At 70.8% G+C, this 20,426-nt stretch carries 17 protein-coding genes; 8 read left to right on the forward strand and 9 right to left on the reverse strand.

All coding sequences use genetic code 11. The features are described 5' to 3' along the window. Nucleotides 1-23: 23 nt before the first annotated feature. Nucleotides 24-476, reverse strand: a complete 453-nt coding sequence (locus VYJ16_RS16690) for an Hsp20/alpha crystallin family protein (RefSeq protein WP_336351449.1) — start codon at nt 474-476, stop codon at nt 24-26. A 370-nt stretch (nt 477-846) separates the two neighbouring features. Here VYJ16_RS16690 and VYJ16_RS16695 point away from each other — a divergent pair, with 370 nt between their 5' ends. Both VYJ16_RS16695 and VYJ16_RS16700 read left to right on the forward strand, forming a co-directional pair. Continuing rightward, entirely contained in the window at nt 847-2,394 is a 1,548-nt protein-coding gene (locus VYJ16_RS16695; RefSeq protein ID WP_336351450.1) for an MBL fold metallo-hydrolase, read from the forward strand. 172 nt (nt 2,395-2,566) lie between these two features. Continuing rightward, nucleotides 2,567-2,791: a hypothetical protein gene (locus VYJ16_RS16700; protein WP_336351451.1), complete on the forward strand. Its 225-nt coding sequence runs from the start codon at nt 2,567-2,569 to the stop codon at nt 2,789-2,791. 34 nt (nt 2,792-2,825) lie between these two features. On the opposite strand, the gene VYJ16_RS16705 is transcribed toward VYJ16_RS16700, so the two are convergent. The 8 genes from VYJ16_RS16705 to VYJ16_RS16740 form a co-directional block, all read right to left on the reverse strand. Then, nucleotides 2,826-4,064, reverse strand: a complete 1,239-nt coding sequence (locus VYJ16_RS16705) for an outer membrane protein assembly factor BamB family protein (protein WP_336351452.1) — start codon at nt 4,062-4,064, stop codon at nt 2,826-2,828. Between the two features lie 93 nt (nt 4,065-4,157). Beyond that, nucleotides 4,158-5,591 (reverse strand): hypothetical protein, encoded by a 1,434-nt coding sequence (locus VYJ16_RS16710; RefSeq protein WP_336351453.1) that lies wholly within the window; start codon nt 5,589-5,591, stop codon nt 4,158-4,160. Continuing rightward, complete coding sequence (locus VYJ16_RS16715; RefSeq protein ID WP_336351454.1) at nt 5,588-6,334, reverse strand: ABC transporter ATP-binding protein; 747 nt, start codon at nt 6,332-6,334, stop codon at nt 5,588-5,590. Before VYJ16_RS16715 ends, VYJ16_RS16710 begins: the two co-directional genes overlap by 4 nt. Nucleotides 6,335-6,431: 97 nt before the next feature. Further along, nucleotides 6,432-7,073 (reverse strand): DUF7344 domain-containing protein, encoded by a 642-nt coding sequence (locus VYJ16_RS16720; protein WP_336351455.1) that lies wholly within the window; start codon nt 7,071-7,073, stop codon nt 6,432-6,434. 168 nt (nt 7,074-7,241) lie between these two features. Beyond that, entirely contained in the window at nt 7,242-8,810 is a 1,569-nt protein-coding gene (locus tag VYJ16_RS16725) for a hypothetical protein (protein WP_336351456.1), read from the reverse strand. After that, a complete protein-coding gene (locus VYJ16_RS16730) occupies nt 8,811-10,220 on the reverse strand; it encodes a DUF58 domain-containing protein (RefSeq protein ID WP_336351457.1) in 1,410 nt (469 codons plus the stop codon). Beyond that, on the reverse strand, nt 10,217-11,026 hold the full coding sequence (locus tag VYJ16_RS16735; RefSeq protein ID WP_336351458.1) for a DUF7269 family protein: 810 nt from the start codon (nt 11,024-11,026) through the stop codon (nt 10,217-10,219). Before VYJ16_RS16735 ends, VYJ16_RS16730 begins: the two co-directional genes overlap by 4 nt. After that, nucleotides 11,023-14,574 (reverse strand): transglutaminase TgpA family protein, encoded by a 3,552-nt coding sequence (locus VYJ16_RS16740; protein ID WP_336351459.1) that lies wholly within the window; start codon nt 14,572-14,574, stop codon nt 11,023-11,025. The genes VYJ16_RS16735 and VYJ16_RS16740 overlap by 4 nt, the downstream gene beginning before the upstream one ends. A gap of 317 nt (nt 14,575-14,891) precedes the next feature. Between VYJ16_RS16740 and VYJ16_RS16745 the strand changes: the two genes are divergently transcribed. From VYJ16_RS16745 to VYJ16_RS16770, 6 genes are all read left to right on the forward strand, one after another. Beyond that, nucleotides 14,892-15,185 carry a PadR family transcriptional regulator gene (locus VYJ16_RS16745; protein WP_336351460.1) on the forward strand — a complete coding sequence of 98 codons (294 nt, stop codon included), beginning with the start codon at nt 14,892-14,894 and terminating at the stop codon, nt 15,183-15,185. A gap of 122 nt (nt 15,186-15,307) precedes the next feature. After that, the gene (locus VYJ16_RS16750) at nt 15,308-15,955 is read left to right on the forward strand and encodes a class I SAM-dependent methyltransferase (RefSeq protein WP_336351461.1); all 648 of its coding nucleotides are present in this window, start codon (nt 15,308-15,310) and stop codon (nt 15,953-15,955) included. A 189-nt stretch (nt 15,956-16,144) separates the two neighbouring features. Beyond that, the gene (locus VYJ16_RS16755) at nt 16,145-16,681 is read left to right on the forward strand and encodes a P-loop nucleotide/nucleoside kinase family protein (protein WP_336351663.1); all 537 of its coding nucleotides are present in this window, start codon (nt 16,145-16,147) and stop codon (nt 16,679-16,681) included. A 300-nt stretch (nt 16,682-16,981) separates the two neighbouring features. Continuing rightward, nucleotides 16,982-17,824 (forward strand): DUF726 domain-containing protein, encoded by an 843-nt coding sequence (locus VYJ16_RS16760; RefSeq protein ID WP_336351462.1) that lies wholly within the window; start codon nt 16,982-16,984, stop codon nt 17,822-17,824. 90 nt (nt 17,825-17,914) lie between these two features. Beyond that, on the forward strand, nt 17,915-18,718 hold the full coding sequence (locus VYJ16_RS16765) for an ABC transporter ATP-binding protein (RefSeq protein ID WP_336351463.1): 804 nt from the start codon (nt 17,915-17,917) through the stop codon (nt 18,716-18,718). Further along, nucleotides 18,715-20,424 (forward strand): hypothetical protein, encoded by a 1,710-nt coding sequence (locus VYJ16_RS16770; protein ID WP_336351464.1) that lies wholly within the window; start codon nt 18,715-18,717, stop codon nt 20,422-20,424. The genes VYJ16_RS16765 and VYJ16_RS16770 overlap by 4 nt, the downstream gene beginning before the upstream one ends. Nucleotides 20,425-20,426 lie beyond the last annotated feature (2 nt).

Below are 20,426 nucleotides of genomic sequence, written 5' to 3' on the forward strand. Positions count from 1 at the left end.
TTCGCCAGCGAACCCGGGGACGCTCAGGCCTCCTCTATCTCGATACGCGTCGAATCCTCCACCTCCATGCGCGGAACCGTCACCGTCAGCACGCCGTTCCGCATCTTCGCGGACACCGCGTTCGCGTCCACCTCGTCGGGGAGCCGCACCGAGCGCGACGCACGCCGATGCCCGCGCTCGTGCCGGATGAACTCGCCGTCCTCCTCGTCGACCGCCTGCTCGCGCTCGGCCGCAATCTTCAGCGTGCTCTCGGTCACGCGAACGTCCACGTCCTCGCGCTCGAACCCCGGCAGGTCGACCGTGACGACGTACTCGTCGTCGTGCTCGACGAGGTCCAACGCCATCGACTCGTCCGCTCCCTCCCAGGACGCGAACGGCGCGCCGCCTCGCCACGACCGCGACGCCTCCTCGAACTGTCGACTCATCCGCTCGAACAGCCGCTCTAACTCCTCGAATGGGTTGTTCTGTGAACTCATGGTGGAATCACCGGCAAGACGTACGTTCCACGTGGAAAAATACGGCGTGGACGGTTCACGCTCGACCACCCGTGTAGCCATCGATTGGTGTGATGAAACCGCTTCCTTCCGTCGGTATCCACGACCAACGCGTCACCGAACGACAACCACCGCGTTCCGGGGACGATCCGCGACCGCGTCGGTTGCGACCAGTTACCCGTATTTGGGTGAACGGACGCCGATAGCTCCGATGACCAGTTCGGTAATCGCCCCTCGGAAGGGTTTCGAGGCATCACCATCGCTTTGGGTTAACTCTATTGCCTTCGCTTTCAAGGTCGAAACCATGGAGGTCCGATTTCAACGCGCGAACCATCGGACCGGAAACGAGTCTGTGCTCCTGAAGTTCGAGGGCGTGCTCGACGAGCAGACCGCGTGCGTACTCGTGGACTCGGGGCATGGGGTGGACGTTTCGGCGCTGATGGGTGACGACGAACACCTGGCTGGCGTGCTCGTCACCCACGCTCACCTCGACCATTTCCGGTCTCTCGGCGAGAACGTCGTCGACGGTGCACCGGTGCTCGCGTCGGCACCGACCGCGGCGGTTCTCGAGGATTCGCTGAGTGAGAACGAACGAAACGACAGGGCGACGGGGGACGTCTCGGCGGCACTCGACGCGCTCGAACCCGTGACGGGCTGGCGGACGCTCCTCGGCGACGACGCCGTCCGCGTGCACCCGATACCGGCGGGTCACGCCCCGGGTGCGGCGGGGTTCGTCGTCCAGTTCCGCGACGACGGCGTCGCCAGACACCTCCTCGTCACCGGCGACTTCACGCGGACGCAGACCGCGGGGTATCCGGCGCTCCCGGACTCGCTGCCCGTGGACGTCGAGGCGATGGTCGTGAACGTCGCGACCGCCGACGACTACGAACGCCGACTCCACGACACCCTCGAGACGACGCTCGCTCGCGCTCTCGACGACGACACGACGCTCCTGACCGCGGGCAGCCTCACCGGCGTCCACCTCGCGCGCTTGCTCGCCGCGGCCGCGAGCCGGTTCTCGCTCGACGTCCCGATCCGGCTCGTCGGTCAGCCCGCGAAGCTCTACGACGCGCTGTCGCTCCCGGCCGAGCGCGTCGAACTGACGCCGGAGTACGCGCAGCCGGCGGCGGTACTCGACTCGGGTGCGGTCACGATCGCGGCCCCGGAGACGCCGGTCGACGGTGGCGCGAAACGCCTGTTCCACGCTATCGAGGGGGACGCGGACGCTGCGCTCGTCCAGGCGACGACCGGTGCGCTCGAGCCGGTCACGGGTGCGGCGTGCACGACGGACGCGTTCGAGGTGCGCGCGCACCCGACGGAGGCGGTCGTCGACGACGTCGTCGAGGGCTACGACCCGCTACACGTCGTGGTCGGGCACGAGAACGGGCCGGCGCTCGACGCGTACAAGGACAAGTACGCGGCGTTCGTGTGGGCGAACCAGGACGCCATCGAGCAGACGCTGTACGCGGACGGCGAGTGGCAGGCGCCGCCGTGGGTGAGCGAGCGCGCCGAACAGTACGTGTACGGGAACACGGAGACGACCGGCGGCACGTCGCTCGCGGACGACGCGGCGGCCGTCGACGCGTCGCTGCCAGCGGTCGAAGCGGACGACGTGCTCCTGCACGCCGAAGGCATCGACGTCACGCGACTCGCGGAGCGCTTCGGGTCGGCGTCGTCCGGTGATGCGACGTCGGCGGTCGACGCGGCCGAACGCGAGGACCTGTCGACGGTGCTCGCGCGACTCGAGGAGATAGAGGCGCTGCTCGCCGCTCGCGGCGTCCTCGACGACCGCGTCCCGGTGACCGTCGAGGAGTTCGGCGACCGTACGGTCCTCGTGCTCCCCGAGGGCGTCGACGTCGACGACGCGGACGACGTCCACGTCTTCGTCGACGACGACTGACCGCCACCCCCTTCGCGAGGGGGCGCCAGCCCTCCTCCGGCCGTCGACTGGCAAACGTTGCACCGTCACGCACCACCAAGGTATCCCTGCTCGTAGCCGTCGGTGGCGCCACGCGAGAGCGTGCGAAGCAAACCATCACTTCCATCGATGCCATGCTCGCCGGCCGGCGCGGGTGCCTGCCCGCGTCCGCCGGCAGCAGCTTGACACCCCCGAGCGACAGCTAGACGTTGCCAGCCGGTTACTCCTCGAACGCGTCGCGTTCCAGGGCGTCCAGCGCGGCGAGCGCGCGTTCGCGCTCGTCGCCGGCGAACGTCTCCTGCTCGCCGAGCCACGCCGGCGACCGGAGCGCGAGCGTCGGAGAAACGCGTTCGCCACGAGGGGTTTACACGAGACGTAAACCCAGGGTGGTCACGACCGGCTCCAGGGGTCGGTCACGGGAGGTCGTACCGCCGCACGCCGTGACTGGCGACGTACGCGCTCCCGTCGCGGAGCGTCAGGAACCATCGCGGGAGGAAGTCCTCGCGTACTCGGTGCCCGCAGGTGTCGCCGTAGTTCTCCTCGGCGGTCGCGAGTCGCGCCGTCCGCGCGCCGTCGGCGAGGTCGAGGACGTGCGCGAACCCGCGGGCGTCGAGCGCACCGGCGACGCCGCCGGTCGCGTTCGCGTCGGCGGCGAGCACGGGCGCGCCGGCGTCGTACCGGAATCGCTCCTCGCCTGACCCGCGGTCGACGGCGACGACGTCGCCGCCTGCGGTCGCGGCCAGCGCCAGGTCGTCCGCGACGGCGACGCTCCGGACCGACGGGTCGTCCTCGTCCAGTCCCTCGACCCGCTCCGGGGCGATGCGCTCGCGCCAGGCGAGTTCACCGGCCTCGGCGTCGATACCGCCGAGGACGTGCCCGTCGAGGAGCACCGTCACGACGCCGTCGTCGACCGTTCGGGCAGCGTCGGTGACGCCGGCGGCGAGCGACAGCCGCCACTCCGCGTCGCCGGTGCGGCCGTCCAGTCGGCCGACGCTCCCGTCCTCGCTCACCGCAACGACGTCGCCGTCGCCGACGCCGACGACGCGAGCGCGCGCCGGCAGCGAGTGCGTCCACCGCACGGTCCCGTCCGTCGCGTCGACGCCGGCGACCGCGTGCTCGCCGTCGAACCCGGACGCGGTCGCGCCCTCGAACGCCTGCACGACGACGCCGACGTCGGTGGGGACGGGCTGGTCCAGTGCGAAGCTCTCCCCGGAGTCGTAGTCGTAGCCGTCTGCGTCCACGCGCCAGCGCACGTCGCCGTCGCTCGCCGCGAGCGCGAGCAGTTCGTTCCGACCCGTCGGTTGGTAGACGACGTCGTCGGCGACCGCGGGCATCCCGACGCCGGCGGGCTCGCGCTCGACGACCCACTCGACCGCGGCCGTCTCGCGGTCGACGCGCGCGACGCTCCCGGACCCGCCGGCGACGATGCCGTACCCCCTGGTCACGTACACCGCGTCGTCGTCGACGACCGGCGGCCCCCAGTAGCCGTGCGGGAACCCCGACCCCGCCGCGTCGGTCCCTGTGGTGTCCCACGTGGGTGCGGTCGGCTCCGGGCAGAGCACGTCACTGTCCCAGAGCGCGTTCCCGACGACGACGCCACCGACCGCGGTCGCACCCGCGGCCGCGACGAGTCGACGACGCGAAAGCTCCATGTCGTCCGGAGCCAGCACGCACCCCAGTAAGTATCTTCTGTTCGACACCTTCCGCGACGGGTCGTTCCCCCAGGCCGAATCAGCCGACCGCGACTACGTCCGCGTCGCGCGCTCCCACTTCGGCGTCGCGCGCCGAACCAGCACGCCGCCAGCGAGCGCGAGCACGACGCCGCCGACCGCGATGCCGGCGAGGACCGCCGGCGTCCCCGCGCTGACGACGAACCCGGCGACGACGATCGGCACCACGGGCCCCGCGACCGCGAGCGTGAACGCCGCGAACAGCACCGTGTCGAACAGGAACTCGTTCGGCGAGAACCCCGCGAGGTAGACCGTCACCCCGAACAGGTACACCTGGAGGCCGACGTGGACGACCAGGCCCGCGAGCGCGTCCCAGACCGTCGGCGACTGCCACGCGACCGCGAGCGCGTAGAACCCGACGCCCGTCGGCACGCTCACGAGCAGGAACGCGCGGCGCTTCGCCGTCAGGACGTCCCCGACGTCCAGCGGGTACAGCCGGTACTCGTCGAGGTCGTCGAACTGCGTCAACCAGTTGTACGTCGTGAACGCCGACAACCCGAGGATGGCGCCGAGCGTGACCCCCGGCGCCGGGTCCACGGACGCGATCTCGCCCGCCAACTCCAGGAGGAAGACGCCGACGGCGAGGAGGATGCTCCCCGAGAACACGACCTTGAACAGGCCGCCCGACGAGCGGGAGACGTCGATGAGCGTCTTCGCGGTGACGGCGTCGTCGCGGAACGGCAAGCGGTCGCGCCAGCGACCGTACGCGTCCCCCGCCGTCCGCGCGGGCGTCGAGTAGTTCGGGTCGTACACCGCGATACCGAGCACCGCGAGCAGCGGGATGGCGGCGAGGACGAGCGTCGTCTCGACGACGGTCGCGCCCCGGTAGATGCCGTACGGCGTGTACCCGACGAGGTCGACGCCCGCGACGACCGCGGCGGCGAGCCCGACGCCGAGTGCGAGCGCGACGACGCGCCCGGACACGCCGCGCGTCGCGAGCGAGATGCCCGCGAACGTCACCGCCACACCGAGGAGGAACGTCGTCGTCGCGGTCCCCCAGAGGAGCGCGACCTCGCTCGCGGCGAGCTGGCCGGCGGCGACCGCGGGCGCGAACGAGAGCGCCATCGGGAGCATGAACAGCCCCGAGTAGTACACCGCGTCCTTCAGGAGGAACACCGCGAGCAGGCGACGCTGGGACACCGGGAGCGTCCGCGCCGTGAACACCAGGAGCGTCATGTCTCCCAGCAGGTTCCGGGCTGCGTCCCGCCCGAGGAACGCGGTCGTCCCCGTCTGGAGCCCGAACGCGAACACGAGCGCGTGCACGCCGAGAATCAGGGTGCCGACGGTCGCGACCGCCGTCGTCGTCAGCAACCACACGGCGCCCGCGCCGAGCGCCAGCACGAACAGCGGGAACGCCGCGAACCGCGCCCCACCGAAGAGGTTCGCGTGCATCCGCCACTCCTCGCGGAGCATCCCGACGAACAACCGCCGGTTCAGCGACCGCGTCATCGCCCCGCGAGGCCCTCGATCTCTGGAGTCGACGAGCCGACGTTCTCCAGGAACGTGTCGAGCAACGACTCGTTCGCGCCGAGCTCGCTCGGCCGGCGCTCCGCGATGAGCTCCCCGCCGGAGACGATACCCACGCGACTACACACCTCCTCGGCGACCTCGATGTGATGCGTCGAGATGAATATCGTGTTCCCCGCGTCCCGGTACGCGACGAGGAAGTCCTTCACGCGCTCCTGGACGATCGGGTCGAGGTTCGCGAGCGGCTCGTCGATGAACACCACCTCGGGCTCGTGGAGGAACGCCTGCGTGATCATCACCTTCTGCTGTTGGCCGCGAGACAGGTCCGTCGAGACCGTGTCGAGCTTCTCCGCGAACGACAACCGCTCGGTCCACGCGTCGACGCGCTCGTCGACGACGTCGTCCGGAATCGCCCGCACCGTCCCGACGAAGTCGAAGTACTCGCGTGGCGTGAGGAACGAGGGCGGGGACTCCTGCTCGGGGAGGATGCCGATGTGGCGGCGCGTCTCCACGGGGTCGGCGACGGGGTCGTGGCCGAGGACGGACGCCGTCCCGCTATCGGGCTGGAGCTGCCCGGTGAGTATCTTTATCGTCGTCGTCTTCCCGGCGCCGTTCGGGCCGAGCGCGCCGAACAGTTCGCCTTCGTCGATCGACAGCGAGAGGTCCGCGAGCGCGGTGACGTCACCGTAGGTCTTCCTGAGGTTCGACGTACTGATGGCGACCATCTACTGGCCGGAAGGTGGGGCGGTGCGCTCTTATCGTTGTTGGGCAGGGACCCGGGACGGTGCGGACTGGAGAAGAGGAAAGCGTTCGGGCGGCCCCTCAGTCGTCGGCCGGCGCGGCGTTCTCGCGGTCGTCGCGACCCGACGTCCGGTTGGCGAACGATGGGAGCCAGTTCGGGACGACGCGTTGCTTCGAGCGTCGACCGAGCTCCTGCTGGCCGTACTGGAGCACGATCTCGGCGGCGAAGAGCGCGAGGAACGCCGTCGCCCAGATCGGTCCGGCGACGACCGACAGTAACGGCGCGTTCGCGGCGGCGAGGCCGACGGTCGCGATGCCGACGACGCCGATGACCATGTACCGGAACTGCCAGGATCCGCCGCGTGCGGTCGTCACGTTCAGGTACGGGTCGAGGTCGCGAGCGCGCTCTGCGAGCCGTATCTCCTTGCCCTGTCGCTCGTACTCGACGATGTCGTGTCGTTCGAGCATCGGGAGGTGCGTCTGGTGGAGCGACGCGTACACGCTGTCTCGCGCGCCTCGTGGCGGCGGCGACTCGCCGGTCTCGGCTTCCGCGATCGTCTCGCTCAGCGAACGCAACGTTACGGGCGCGTTGCCGCTCCGTAGCTCCTCCAGCGCGAGCGTGCGACGTTCGTTCCGGAGGACGTTGTGGATGTCGTTCGGACTCAGGCGTGGTGCCGGCTCCGGCTCTGTTCCCCTCGTCGACGCTTCCAGCTGTGTTGCCACGGTTACCTTCCTCTACACCATGCTAGGCTACTACTACCACAACTGTTCGCGTTTAGCAGTACGGGTGTTTATTACGTGGCTGATACAGGTATATTCTGAACGTACGTCGAACGTATCAATAGGTAATAAAACGTTAGTAAATGGATTCCTTCTCGTCGGTGCTGGCGGTCACCCGCGGAGCGTGCTCATCAGCCCGAGCGTCGCGACCACCAGTAACGCCAATCCCAGGAGGCCAGGGCCGTCGATACCGCCACCGGCGGCGAGCCGGCTCGACGCCCACAGCGCGACGAACGCCCCGCCTACCAGGAGAGCGCCGACGGTCGCACTCCCCGCGGCGTGCAGGACCTCCACGACGCGCGACGTCGTCCCGTCCAACTCCGCCGTCACGTCGACGCCGTAGTTCCCGACGTCCCACACGACCATCGAGGCGACGACCGCCGCGAACGTCGCGAGCGCGTACTCGCCGTCCCAGACGCCCGCCGCGATCGCGACGAGGAGCACGCCACCGGCGGCGACGCTCGGCGCGGCCGTCCGATTCGGGATGAACCCGAACCCGGCCGCCGTCGTCAACGCACTCAACGCCGTCGTCGTCCCCAGCACGAGCGCGATGAGGACCGCGAGCGCCAGCGCCTCCACGCCCAGCATCTCGACGCCGGCGTCGACCATCCCCGATATCGGCCCGATTCGAAGCCGGGACAGCACCAGCTCCGGTCGGAGGACGCCGACCGCGAGCAGGACGGCACCGCCGGGCGTCGTCGTCGCCAGGAGCCGGAGGACGCCCCGGCCGTCGACGTTCGCGACGCGACGCACACCGACCGCGACCGCCGACGCCGAGAGCGCACCCAGCGCCAGGACCGCGAGCGCCCGACGCAGGAACGGGACGTCGACGACCGCGGCGAGCACGCCCTCGACGCCAACGTCCGCGAGCACGTCGTGGAGCGCGTCCGCCGGCCACGCCGTCAGTACCACCGCGAGGAACAGCGCGGTGACGCCACCGCGAACGAGCCACGAGCGCGCACGACCGACGCGCCGCGCGACCGCACCCCGTTGCGCTCTCCCGACGAGGTTCACGACCGGGAGCGTCCGGAGCGCCACCGCGACCGAGAGCGCCGCCGAGCCCGCGAGCGCGAGGAACCCGCCGACGTTCGCGTTCGGCCCCTGCGGCGCGAGGAGCGCCGTCGTGCCCTCCCCGAGCGCCGACCCGACCGCGTCCACCGCTTCGCCGCCACCACCGACCGCGCCGACGGCCGCGACGACGACGACCACGCCCGGGAGGCCCGTCGCCGCCGCGGCCTGCGCGACCGTCCGCGCCCACTGCCCGTCACCGAGCGACCCCGGTATCGCCGCGGTCGCCCCCAGACCAGCGACGAGCGCGCCGACCGCGAAGACGGCGGGCCCCACGGTCAACGGCACGCTCGGGTCCGATAGCGGGCGCGAGAGCGCGTACGCCGTCGCGACGACGCCGACCGCGACGCCGACGCTCCCCGCCGCCATCCACAGCGGCGAATCCCTGTTACAGAGCGTCGACGCCACCGCGAGCGACGCCCCCGCAGCCAGCCCGACGACCGCCAGCTCGAGGACGCCGAGCGCCCACCCGACCGCCAGCACGACGCTCGCCGTCGTCCCGAGCACGACCGCGCCGCTCACCGCCGTCGCCGCCACCGCCTCCGTCACCAGCCGACGCCCCGACCCCGCCGCCCCGGCGACCGAACTCGGCATGCGGTCGTCGCCCGCCATCTACCGCACCTCCCTGAACGCCGGTGCGAGCGCCAACGGCAGCGGATCCGAGAGCGACCAGTCCACGACGTGCGCGCCGGTCTCCCGGAGGCGACGCACGCGCTCCGTCCGCGTCACCCGCGTCACGCGTCCACCGAGCGTCTCCCCGTCCGTCACGTCCGGCGACACCACGGTCACCGCGTGCCCGTGCCCCGCGAGCGTCTCCGCCACCGTCACCGGGAACTCGTCGAGCGCCGGCGTCACGAACAGCACCTGCGTGTGGCGGTCGAGGTACGCGCGCAGCCGTCGCGTCGCCGCGTCCGCGTCGTCGACCCCGCCGTCCGGGGACGCCGACGCCGCCACCGACGCCCGCCCGTCGTCCGCAGCCGGCGACTCGCTCGGCGACGACCGTCGGTCGCTCCCGCCCCCGCGAGTCGACGCCGCGGCCGCAGCGACCGACGGGTCGCCCTCCGCGACCGCCGAACACACCGCCGACACGTGCGCGCGGAACGAATCCCCGCCCGACGGCTCCAGGACCGACGGCGACCCGGCGCCGCGCGTCCCAGGCAACGAGAGCCCGAACACGCCGATACCGACCTCGTGGCCCTCGTCGAGCAACACGCCAGTGAGGAGCTCCGCCGCGTACGACGACAGTTCGCGCGAACTCGGGTACTCCGGCCCGCAGGACACCGCGACCGACTCGCGGGCGTCCACCACGACCATCACCCTGGCGGCCTCCTGCACGCGGTAGTCGATGGTCGTCAGCTCGCCGGTCTTCGCGAGCCGCCGCCAGTCGATGCGGTTCATCGGGTCGCCGCGCCGGTAGTTCCGCGTCGAATGGAACTCGATACCCGCCCCACCCGTCTGCGTCGGGATGGACCCGACGAACTGCATCGTCTGGTCCCGAACCGGCGCGTCCTCGACGTGCACGCGACAGAACATCCCCGAATCACCAGACGGCGTCACGTCCGCGCTCGACACCGCCGCGGCGCTCAGGCTCCGGGCTCGAAGCGACACGTCGCCGAACTCGTGCGCGCCCCGCTGCGCGACCAGCTCGTACGTCACCTCGTGGGTCTCCCCCGGACGCAACCCGAACACCGCTTCCGGACTCCCGGACACCGCCTCGACGCCACCGGGGACGTCGTCCACGAGCCTCAGGTCCGGGAGCGCGCGGTCGCTCTCGTTCGTCACCGCGACCGTCACCGTCACGTGCTCGCCGGGGAACGGCGTGTCCGACGACAGCGACCGCTCGACGCGTACCGCCCGCGAGACGTCCGGGACCGACGACAGCGCCCCGTACGCCAGGTACCCGAGCGGGAGCGCCGCCGCGACGAACAGCACGCGGTCGCCCGTCCACAACGCCACCGCGACCAGGAGCGCCGCCGGCGCCACCGCCGTCCGCCACCGCGGCTCGTGGCGACTCTCGCTCACGACGCCACCTCCGACCCGTCCGTCGAACGAGCGCCGTCGCGACCCCGGTCGCCGTCGCGCTCGTTGCTTCCGTCGCGTCCCCCTTCGTTGTCGCCGTCACTCGCCGCCCGCGACTCGCCACGGTCCGAGCCCTCGTCCGTCCGGTCGGCCTCGTCGACCGCCGAACCCTCCGCCTGCCGCTCGATGACGTCGACGACGCGCTCGACGCGCCGGCGGAACGCACGCGCCGGATACAGCCACGCGTACACCCGCCGCCACAGCGACACCCCCGGCGCCTCCGGGCCACCGAGGAACGACGCCGCGACGCGGTCGTCGGTCCACGTCCCCGACTCCACCTCGGCGCGCGCCGCGTTCGGCGCGACGCCACGAGCAGCGCGTACCGCGACCGCCGCGGTCTCCAGGTCCTCGCGGACCCGGTCGGCCTCCCACGCGTCCGCGTTCGGGTCCGCCTCCAGTTGCGCGACCGTTCGCGCCACCGCGTAGTCGAACGCCCGCCCGGGCCGCTCCGGGTCGAAGTCCACCGTCACCGCGTCCAGGTCGGCCGTCGCATCGTCGTCGTCGCGAACCAGCCGCTCGACGGTCCCGTCGTCCGACCGCCAGAACCGATAGACGGCGTACGCGAACACCACGAGCGACAACACGAGGACGACGACCCACGGTTCGACCGCCGACTCGACCTCGTTCGCGGCAGCCGTCACCGACGCCGGGAGGAGGTCGGGCGCGAACGCCGCCACCAGCGCAACCGCGAACGCGACCGCGCCGACCGCGCCGACGACCTCGCGGACCGACGGACTGCGGAGGCTCACGCCCCCACCCCCTCGTCGCCGAACCCGTCATCGGCCGCATCCTCCCCACCAGTGCCATCCCCGCCGGCGGTCCCGTCGCCGTCGACAGCAGCGTCGCCGACAGCACCGCCGTCCACGCCAGCCGTCGACTCGAGCGATTCGGCCGCCGACCGCGCCCGCTCGACGTCCTCGTCGCTCGCGCCCGACGGCCCGTACACCGCTCGCTCGTACGCGTCCGTCAACGTCCGCACCGGCTCGTCGGGCAGCCCACGCTCCAGCGCCAACCGACCGATCTCCGCTGGCGTTCGCTTGCTGAGCCGCGACGGCGACACGAGCGACACCAGCACCAGCCACGCCTCGACGAGCGACCGCGGCGTCGACCCGTCGGCTCCTCCAGTTCTCGACACCCCGCCCGCACCCGGCGACCCGACCGAATCCCGCGTCGCGTCACCGCGCAACCCGCGGAGCGCCGCGACGACCGCTGCGAGCACGCCCGTCACCCACGCGACGACGCGACGCCACGCCGCAGCGAGCGCCCGCGCCGGCGACGCCACCAGCCGCTCCACTGCGTCCCGAACGACCGCCGGGAGCGACGGCAACCACGCGACGAACGCGTCCACGCGGTCCGCTATCGCGAACAGCGCGTTCATCGCCGCAGCCACCGCCGCGCTCGCGTACCGCCGTAGTGCACGCACCGCCCGCGCCGCGCGACTCCGCTCGAAGACCGACCCGACGACGACCACGACCGCGAGCACGCCAACCGCGAGCACGCCGAACGCGTTCAGGAACAACCAGTCGAGGCGCGCCGCTCCCGACGCACCCATCGTCGACGCCAGCACCGTCGCCGCGTTCCCCATCGGGAGCCGCACCTCCGCCCGCCCGTCCGCGCCGGTCGTCGTCGCGTTCGCGCCCTCGGCGTCCGCGAGCGTCGCGTTCGCGCCACGGACCACGCGAACCGTCGCGTCCGCCACCGGCGCCCCAGCGTCCGTCACGTTCACAGACATCGGCGTCCCCGGGAGCGCCACCAGGTACGCGGGCGTCGTCGACACGTTCGGCTCGAACAGGTCCACGTCCTCGGTCGTCGACAGCGACCCCAGGGTCGCCGACACCGTCACGTTCCCCGTCGCGTTCGCCGGCACCGACAGTTCGACGAGCCCCGACCGGTCCGTCTCCCCCATCGCGCGCCCGTCGACGCGCACCGTCGCCCCCGCGACCGACTCCTCGGCCGCCCGCACCGCCGCAACGACGTCCTCGCCCGGCGACAGCGGGTCCTCGAACGACAGCGTCGCGTTCGTCACCACGTCCTTCGTCGCCGCCCCCGAGACGACGCCGCGCTCCACGCGGACCGTCACCGTCCCGGACGCGTCCGTCGGCACCGCCACGGTCGCCATCCCCGCCGCGTCCGTCCGCGCGACGCGCTCGCCGTCCAGGCGGACCGTCGCGTTCCCCAGCGCCGCGCCGTCGTAGATCGCCGTCACGCGCAGGTCACCGCCCGGAACCGCACTGCCGGCAGCGGTCACCGACGCCGTCGTCACCAGCTCCACGACCGCCGAATCCGACACCGCGCCGCGCTCGGCCGCCACCGTCACCTCGCTCGCGTCCGCCGGCAACGAGAGCCGCACCCACCCCGACTCGTTGGTCACCCCGACGCGCTCGCCGTCGCGACGCACCGTCGCGTCCGCCACCGGCCGTCCCTCGATACTCACCTGCATCCACACCGTCGCCCCCAGCGTCGGTTCGTCCGCCAACGCGAACGTCATGTCCGCCGACAGCGAGAACTCGCGCGTCGCCGTATCGTTGTCCGGCGTCCCGGGGTCGTCACCCGGTCTCCTCGCCGAACTCGCCACGTCGCTCCCGGCGACACCGCTCGCGAACGCGCTCGCTGAAACCGCATCCACGTCGAACCGCACCGACTGCGCCCGCCCGCCGCTGGGCGGTCCCGGGACCGAGTCCCTCGCTCCTGTCGCCGCCCCGCCACTCGCCGCGCGCACCGATTCGTTCACGTTCTCGACGCGCACCGTCAGGTTCCGCGCGTACGGCACCGTCCCGACGACCTCGCCGTCGTAATCCGTCGTCCCGACGTACTCGCCGTTGAAGAACACCGTCGCGAACGACACCGGCTCACCGTCCCGGGTCACCGTCACCGTCACGTCGATACCCGGCGCAGCGGACCGATTCAGCGAGACGTTCACCGACCGCGGGCCATCCGTCTCCGAGGGCGACCCGTCGCCCGACCCGTCACCGTCACCACCGCTCCCGTCACCATCCGAGCCATCGGTGCCGTTCGTCGACCCACCGTCCGTTCCGTTCCCGCCCGATCCGCCTGCAGTCGATCCGTTCCCCGACGGCTCGAACGAGGACGCGTTCACCGACTCGCTCAGCTCCGACTCGGCGAACGACTCCCGGACCGCGGACTCGTTCGCGACCGCGGAATCCGCCGCCTCGCGTCCCGCCGCCGGCGTCGGATCGAACCGAACCCACCCGACGCCCTCGAAGTACGCCTCCACCCACGCGTGCGCCTTCGACCCCGTCACGGCGTACGTCTCCTCGCCGATCTCGGTCCCCGGCGCGTACCCGACGACGTACCGCGCCGGGATGCCCTGCGACCGGAGCATCACCGCCATGCTCGACGCGAAGTACTGACAGTACCCCGCGTCCATCTCGAAGAGGAACTGGCGCGTCACCGGCCGACTCGGGTCCGTCGTCGCGTTCAACGAGTAGTCCTTGTTCGCCTCCAACCACGCCTCGATGGCCTTCGCCTCCGCGTACGGATTCGTCGCGTCCGCCGTCACCTCGTCCGCGAGGTCGACGACGCGGTCCGAGACGTTGTCGTCCACGTCCAGGTACGTGCGTTCGATAGCGGACGGATAATCGTAGCCGGAGTCCGAGAGCACCGACGCGTCGCGCGTCGGCCGCACCGCCGTCACCGTGAACGACTGGTTCGCGGACAGCGACTCTCGCGGCACGATACCGCCGGTGTCGCGGACCGATAGCGGCGTCGGCCCCTCGACGCTCGTCGGCTTCCACGGCACCGGCACCGCGTACGCCGACGTGTTCAGCGTCACTCGCGCAGTGATGCGGTCTCCCGGCGGGGTCGTGCCCGGGACCGCCCCCGAGAACGACGTGCGCGCGTCGTCGCGCGACCACCCGAACCCGTCGAACGACTGGTACGCGCCGACGCGATAGTACGAGTTCGACGGCGCCTGCACGACGAACTGGATGCCGCCGGACTGGCGACTGAAGTTCGCGAGCGACTGCGCGCCACCGACCTGGTAGTTCTTCGGGGAGCCGACGACGTTCGGCGGCGACGACGCCCCCTGACTCGCCGCATCGCTGGCCGCATCGCTCGCGTTCTCCGGCGTCGAGCCTCCGCTCCCGTTCTGAAGCGCCTTCGCAACGTCGCCGTTCGCGAAGGTCGACGCGTTCACCGCCGGACCGTCCTCGAACGGGGACCCGACGGACGGCGCGATGGCGCCGGCGAGGACGAGCGCCAGTGCGCACCCGACGACCACGACGACCTGTCCGACTCGTCGTCCAGCGCCGTCAGCGTCCGCGCTCGTCCCTGTCATTGTGGGTTCCCCAATCGCCCGACGTAGTACTTGTGTGACGTATCGGACGGGCGCGCATAAGCCCTTGGGCTGGGCCGGTGGTGTCGGACTCGTCGCGTCGCATCCCGCCCGTTGCGGTCCGGGCCGTCGTTCACTGAAACCGTGGTGACATCCAGATAACAAGAACGCGGAGTCGGTGCGTTCCACGGACAACCCGAACGCAACCGTAACAGGCCTTTGATAAGAAGGGTATACCCGGTAAAGATTGCTGATTACCATGGCCAACTGGCGGCGACAGGTCAAAACACTCAAACCAACTGGACCCCAGAAACTACCACATGCACGACCTGACCGGATTCCAGAGGGACCTGCTGTACACCATCGCCGGCCTCGACGAACCACACGGCCTCGCGATCAAGGAAGAACTCGAGAAGTACTACGAATCGGAGATCCACCACGGTCGGCTCTACCCGAACCTCGACACCCTCGTCGACAAGGGCCTCGTCGAGAAGGGCGAACTCGACCGCCGCACGAACTACTACACGCTCACCCGACGCGGCCGCCGCGAACTCGAGGACCGCCGCGACTGGGAGGACCAGTACGTCGAACAGACCGAATCGGCCTCCGCCTGACGCCGCCCAACGGTCCCAGCCCGGTCCCCTCCGCACTTGATTGACTTTTCGAACACCAGTACGACAGCACCAGCGCTCGCAGAAGCACCGCGTTCATGTCGCCATGGCACGAACCTGGACTCATGGCGGCCCACGACAACCCCTTCTTCGCCGCGATATACGACCCGGCGACCGCACTGGCGGAGGCGACCGTGCTCGCCCCACACCGGCGGTACCTCACGAACGGGCTCACCGGCCGCGTCCTCGACCTCGGCGCCGGCACCGGCGCGACCGTCCCGTTCCTCGTCGCCGCCCGCGACGCCGCCCGCCGGAACGGCGACACCCTCGACGTCCACCTCCTCGACCCAGACAAGAACATGCTCTCGCGCGCTCGCAAGTCCGCCGACGAGCACGGACTCGACGCGACCGTCGCCTGCGCCGTCGGCGAATCCCTCCCGTACCCCGACGACAGCTTCGACGTCGTCCTGTCCGCGCTCGTCGGCTGCACCATCCCGGACCTCGACGCCGCCCTGGACGAGGTCGCGCGCGTCCTCCGGCCCGGCGGCCAGTTCCGGTTCTTCGAGCACGTCGCCGCCGACGGCCTCCAGGGCCGCATCCAGACCACGATAGACCCCGTGTGGACGCGACTCGCCGCGGGCTGCCACCTCGACCGCGACCTGGAAGGCGCCTATCGCGCACATCCCGGTCTCGACGTCGTCACCGTCGAACGACACGACGGCGTCCCCCCGGTCGCGCCGCTCGTCCGCGGCGTCGCCGTTGCCACCGACTGACGCGAACGACGTCACTGGACCCGACCACTCGACTCGAATATACACGAACGTGTCCTAAACTGGCCGTCGAGCGCGAACGATTCTACACCTTTATTGTGACCAAGCGGCGACTGTCCGCTGTCAGATGACTCCGGAACGGGCGCCACGGGCACACTCGCAGACCGGTCAGACCGACGCACGAGCGCGAACATCCCCGACACCGACACCATGTTCGTTCTAGTCTGTGGCCTCCCCGGGGCCGGGAAGACCACGGTCGCCGGCGAGGTCGTCGACCGCCTCGGCGCCGTCCGCATCCGTACCGACGTCGTCCGGAAGGACCTCTTCGAGGACCCCCAGTACAGCGACGCGGAGACCGACACCGTCTACCGAACCGTCGTCGAGCGCGCTGACGCCGTTCTCGACGACGACCAGCACGTCGTCCTCGACGGCACGTTCCGCGAACGCGACTTCCGGACGCCCGCGTACGCCGTCGCCCGCGAGCACGGCGTCGAAACGGTCGTCCTGAAGGTCGAAGCCGACGACGCCGTCGTCAAGCGACGCATCCGCCAACGCGAGGGGGACGCGAGCGACGCCGACGTCTCCATCTACGAGCACTACCGCGACAAGTTCGACCCCATCCAGACCGACCACGTCGTGGTCGACAACTCCGGGAGCCTCGACGAGACGTGCGAGCAGGTTCGTCGCGCGATCGACCGCGCGCAGGCGACCGACCCGACCATCACGTGAGGGTACCGTTCGGTCTCCCCCGGGTCACCCGAGCGGTGGTGACGTCACCGTGATACCATTCGACTCGACCATCCAGTAGCCCGCCTCGTCCTTCCGTTCCGCACCGTCACGCTCGCGCGATTGCGGGGCTCTCGTCCTCCTTCTCGTCCTCTGTCCGCCGAGTACTCCGGTGGTCGGGCCTGTCCTCCGGCGCGCGATGAACGGTAGGCGCGTTCACCGCGGTTCCAAACCACTTATCCGATAGCCATTACCGATGGTCTTGGTATGCGCCGACGCACCATGTTAACGCGCACCGCATCGATGGGAGCACTCGCAGTCGCCGGCACCGGCGTCGCCAGCGCCGGCGGCGACGGCAACGACACGCTCGACGCCCCACAGGACTTCCCGGGCGTCTCGACCCGCGACCACTTCGACATCACGTGGTACGGCAGCGTCGAACTCGTCGAAGGCACGTACAGCTACGACTACCGCGGCGACTGGGCGAAGTACGACGACGGCGACGAACTCCACCTGTTCGTCCACGGCTGGAACAGCGACGACAGCGACGACGACGACATCGACGGCGGCTACACCATGGGTCGAGCGCTCGCCGAACAGAGCGCCGAAGAGACAACCGCCGTCTACACGTGGGACGCCGACAAAGGCGGTGGCGTCGACCAGGGCTGGTACGAAGCCCAGGAGATCGCCGCCCAGAACGGCCCGAAACTCGCGAACTTCCTGCTCGACTGGCAGGCCAACGACGGCCGCCCCGTCAAGCTCGTCGCGCACTCCCTCGGCGCGCAGGTCGTCGCCTCCGCGATGAAGAACCTCCGCGCGTGGGGCTACCCCGACGTCGTCGACGACCTCGTCCTCGTCGGCGGCGCCGCCGACAACGAAGCCTGCGCGGTCGACGGCGAGTACGGCCCCGGCCTCGAGTACGCCGCCGAATCCGTCCTCAACTGCTACAAGACCGACGACAGCGTCCTCGAATGGGCGTACTCGCTCGGCGAACTCAACACCGCCGTCGGCGAATCCGGCGTCGACGGCACCCCGCCCGCGAACATGACCGAACTCGACGTCACCGACGTCGTCCCCGACCACTACTCGTACCCCGAACTGAAGGAAGACGGCGGCTGCATGGACGTCGTCGTCCAGAACTGGTGACGAAACCACCCGGCGGCGGCAGGACGCAGTAGCTTCCAGCCCGGAAACTGTTCGTCATCTTTTAAGAACCTCGCCGTCGTAGTCCGGGGCATGTCACCAGGTCCCCACGACGCCCCCGACCGCTCGCTCGCCATCGAGACGCGCGGCCTCACGAAACGATTCGGCGACGTCGACGCCGTCACCGACCTCGACCTCGCCATCCCCGCCGGCGTCGTCTACGGGTTCCTCGGCCCGAACGGGTCCGGGAAGACGACGACGATGCGGATGCTCACGACGCTCACGCGACCCACCTCCGGCGAGGCGTTCGTCGCCGGGTCACCCATCACCGACCGCGACGCCGTCATCGACCACATCGGGTACCTCCCCGAGAGCCCGCCCGTCTTCGAGGAACTCACCGCGCGCGAGAACCTCCGGTACGTCGCCTCTCTCCACGACATCCCGCGCTCGCAGGCCGACGCCGAGATCGACGAGTACCTGGAGCGGTTCGGGCTCGCCGACGCCGCCGACCGGCGCGTCGAAGGCTACTCGAAGGGGATGCGTCAGAAACTCGGGCTCGTCCAGGCCATCATCCACGATCCCGACGTCATCTTCCTCGACGAACCCACGAGCGGCCTCGACCCGCGCGCCGCACGCACCGTCAAGGACCTCATCGCTGAACTCGCCGACCGCGACGTCACCATCTTCCTCTCCACGCACATCCTCAGCGTCGTCGACGAACTCGCCGACCGCGTCGCCGTCCTCCACGACGGCGAACTCGTCGCCGAAGGCTCCCCGGACGAACTCAAGCACCGCGCCGAATCCACCGTCGAGAGCACGCTCGAGGACGCGTTCCTCCGCATCACCGACGACCACGACGACGAACCCGTCGAACCGGAGGACGAGGTGATGGCGTGAGCACGCCCACCGAGTCCACGGGCTCAAACAGCGGGATGCGCACCCTCCGGCACGGCCTCACCCTCGGCCGCGTCGACCTCCGCCGGGTCGTCCGCAAGTCCATCGACCGGACGTCTCAGATACTCGCGTACGCCGTCCTCCTGGTCGTGTTCGGCGGCGCGGGCGGCTACGGCGCGTACTTCTTCGGTCGCGAGGTCGGCCTCGGCGGCGCCCTCCCCTTCGAGTACTCGATGCTCGAGGTCGGCCGCGGCGCGTTCGCCATCATGTGGCTGTTCTTCGCCGTTATCATCGTCGTCCGAACCGTCGGGACGCGAGGCACCCTCGAGAACGACGTCGGCGTGCTCTCGGTCGTCCCCACCCGGGAGGCCGTTCTCGGCGTCCTCGTCTCCGAGTTCGTGCTCGCACTCGCGTACGCCCTCCCCCTGTTCTCCGTGCTCGCCGTCGGGTACAGCGTCGGCGCCGGCACGTACACGCTGCTCGCGACCGCACCGCTGGCCGCCGTCGCCGCGAGCGCAACGGCCGTCTCGTTCGCGTACCCGCTCGGGCTCGCTATCAGGCACGTCGTCACGCGCATCCCGTTCGTCGCACGCCACAAGGGCCCGCTCATCGTGCTCGTGTTCGTCGCGTACATGGCGCTCATCCTCTCGGACGTCCTCGGGAACGTCGTCGTCACCATCTTCGAGCCGATGCAGCAGGCGCCGACCGCGTGGTTCGCCGACCTCCTCCTCCTCGGCAGTCCCGTCGCCGCGAGCCCGCTCCGCGCCGCGCTCGCGCTCGCACTCGTCCCCGCGTTCGCCGCCGCGAGCGTCCTCGTCACGACGCGCGTCGCCGACCGCCACTGGTTCGCCGACCCCGTCCTCGCCGGCACCGAGGACGACGACGTCGACGTCGACCCGAACACCGACCGGCACGACGACGGCCTCCTCCTCCGCGTCGAGGACGCACTCGGCGGCGTCGTCGGCCGCGGTACCGCCGCCGTCACCGTCCTCGCGTGGAAGCGCGCCGCACGCGCCCCCCTCAAGTTGCTGTACGTCGCGTACCCGCTCCTGTTCGCGATCGGGTTCCTCGCCGACATCGTCCAGACCGGCGAGGTCCCCGCGTTCGCGCCAGCGGGCGCGCTCCTGTTCGTCGCGTGGGCCGGCGCGGTCGTCTTCACCCTCAACCCACTCGGCGACCAGGGGTCCGCGCTCCCCGCGACCGTCCTCTCCCGGGTCGGCGGCCGCCAGTTCATCGGTGCGCACGTCCTCGCCGGCGCCATCGTCACCATCCCGGTCGGGACCGCGCTCGTCGTCGCACTCGCACTCGCCGTCCCACTGGAGGCCGACGTGCTCGCCGCCGTCGCCCTCGGAACGCCCGCGAGCGTCCTCGTCGGCAGCCTGTTCGCCGTCGGCATCGGGATGCTGTTCCCGCGCTACGAGGCCGTGAACATCACGCGCTCGACGAAAGCCGTCGTCCCGAGCCTCCTCGCGTTCCTCGCGTACTCGCTGTTCCTCGTGCTCGTCGTCGCCGCCGCCGGCATCGTCTACGAGCCCGCGGTCGAACCGTTCGTCGCCGCCATCGCCAGCTGGCTGCTCCCGTTCGGGTGGTCCGTGACCGCCGACACCGTCGGACTCGCCGCGCGCGCCGCCCTCGTCCCGCTCGCCATTGCACCGTTCGCGTCGGCGTGGTACGCCATCCGCCGGTTCGACAGAGTCACGCTCGACTGACT

The organism is Halorubellus litoreus (assembly GCF_037081675.1).
GTDB classification, from domain to species: domain Archaea; phylum Halobacteriota; class Halobacteria; order Halobacteriales; family Natrialbaceae; genus Halorubellus; species Halorubellus litoreus.

Bases quoted from the DNA above. Each gene is read 5' to 3' on its own strand.
- VYJ16_RS16740 (WP_336351459.1), bottom strand. From the start codon at position 14,574: ATGACAGGGACGAGCGCGGACGCTGACGGCGCTGGACGACGAGTCGGA.
- VYJ16_RS16725 (WP_336351456.1), bottom strand. From the start codon at position 8,810: ATGGCGGGCGACGACCGCATGCCGAGTTCGGTCGCCGGGGCGGCGGGG.
- VYJ16_RS16715 (WP_336351454.1), bottom strand. From the start codon at position 6,334: ATGGTCGCCATCAGTACGTCGAACCTCAGGAAGACCTACGGTGACGTC.
- VYJ16_RS16710 (WP_336351453.1), bottom strand. From the start codon at position 5,591: ATGACGCGGTCGCTGAACCGGCGGTTGTTCGTCGGGATGCTCCGCGAG.
- VYJ16_RS16745 (WP_336351460.1), top strand. From the start codon at position 14,892: ATGCACGACCTGACCGGATTCCAGAGGGACCTGCTGTACACCATCGCC.
- VYJ16_RS16750 (WP_336351461.1), top strand. From the start codon at position 15,308: ATGGCGGCCCACGACAACCCCTTCTTCGCCGCGATATACGACCCGGCG.
- VYJ16_RS16765 (WP_336351463.1), top strand. From the start codon at position 17,915: ATGTCACCAGGTCCCCACGACGCCCCCGACCGCTCGCTCGCCATCGAG.
- VYJ16_RS16705 (WP_336351452.1), bottom strand. From the start codon at position 4,064: ATGGAGCTTTCGCGTCGTCGACTCGTCGCGGCCGCGGGTGCGACCGCG.
- VYJ16_RS16690 (WP_336351449.1), bottom strand. From the start codon at position 476: ATGAGTTCACAGAACAACCCATTCGAGGAGTTAGAGCGGCTGTTCGAG.
- VYJ16_RS16760 (WP_336351462.1), top strand. From the start codon at position 16,982: ATGGGAGCACTCGCAGTCGCCGGCACCGGCGTCGCCAGCGCCGGCGGC.